Source organism: Nocardia sp. XZ_19_369, from assembly GCF_015355715.1.
Taxonomy (GTDB): domain Bacteria; phylum Actinomycetota; class Actinomycetes; order Mycobacteriales; family Mycobacteriaceae; genus Nocardia.
This window is the reverse complement of the sequence record NZ_JACVED010000035.1, coordinates 1-1,254: the sequence shown is the minus strand read 5'-3', so window position 1 is coordinate 1,254 and position 1,254 is coordinate 1. Positions and strand designations below refer to the sequence as shown.

1 protein-coding gene is annotated in these 1,254 nt (G+C 63.2%); it reads left to right on the top strand.

Going from position 1 to position 1,254, the window contains the following annotated elements:
• Positions 1-68: 68 nt before the first annotated feature.
• A protein-coding gene (locus tag IBX18_RS41810; protein ID WP_194838951.1) for an IS3 family transposase occupies positions 69-1,213 on the top strand; the annotation gives its coding sequence in 2 pieces (ribosomal slippage) (positions 69-336 and positions 336-1,213; 1,146 coding nt in all).
• Positions 1,214-1,254: the final 41 nt, after the last annotated feature.

The window sequence follows — 1,254 nt, the reverse complement described above, 5'->3', positions numbered from 1 at the left end:
GGGACTGCCCCTGGTTTGGTTGATTCCTGATCTGTGAGGACTTGGTCCTCGCTGGAAGGATGTCCACCATGCCGAAGCCGTATCCGGAGGAGTTCCGCCGCGATGTCGTCGCCGTCGCTCGCAAGGGCAATGCCTCGATCAAGCAGGTGGCCAAGGATTTCGGGATTTCCGAAGCCTGCCTGCACAACTGGCTCAAACAGGCCGACATCGACGACGGGAACACGGCGGGCCTGACCCAGGAAGAGTCCGCGGAGTTGCGTGAGCTGCGGAAACGCACCAAACAGCTGGAGCAGGAGAACGAGATCCTGCGGCGCGCCGCGGCGTTCTTCGCCCGTGAGCTGCCCCCAAAATGAGGTTCCCGCTGGTCCTCGACCTGGCCGCGGACGGGTTTCCCGTCGCGGTGACCTGCCGGGTCCTCGGCTTCACACCGCAAGCGTTCTACAAATGGCAGCAAAACCCTGTGTCCCAACGTGATTGGGACGATGCCCACCTGATCGACGCGGCCCGCGACATCCACGCCGTCGACCCAGCGTTCGGATATCGGTTCATCGCCGACGAGCTGGGCGACCGCGGCATCCGCGCCGGTGAGAATCGGGTGCAGCGATTGTGTTCGCAGCAGCGGATCTGGTCGGTATTCGCCCGCAAACGCGGACTCAGCAGACGTGCGGGACCACCCGTTCATGACGACCTCGTGGCTCGCGAGTTCACCGCTGCGGCACCAAATCGGGTGTGGCTCACCGATATCACCGAACATCGAACCGGTGAAGGAAAGCTCTATCTCTGCGCGATCAAAGACTGCTACTCCAACCGGATCGTCGGCTATTCGATCGATGAGCGCATGACCGCCGCTCTGGCGGTGGCAGCACTGCGCAATGCGGTCGCGATCCGCTCACCGGTCGGCAGCGTGGTCCACTCCGACAGAGGTAGTCAATTTCGCTCCCGAAGCTTCGTACATGCGTTGTCGGCCAATCGATTACGTGGCTCGATGGGTCGGGTCGGGGCGTGTGGCGACAACGCCGCGATGGAGTCGTTCTTCGCGCTGCTGCAACGCAACGTGCTCGACCGCCGGCGCTGGGAGACACGCGAGGAATTGCGGCTGGCAATCGTCATCTGGATCGAACGGATCTACCACCGCCGACGGCGGCAACGCCGACTCGGACGCATGACACCGGTCGAATTTGAGACAATCAATCAGCCCGCACTCGCGGCCTGAACCACCACACCCCGCGAGTCAACCGAACTCGGGGCAGTCCC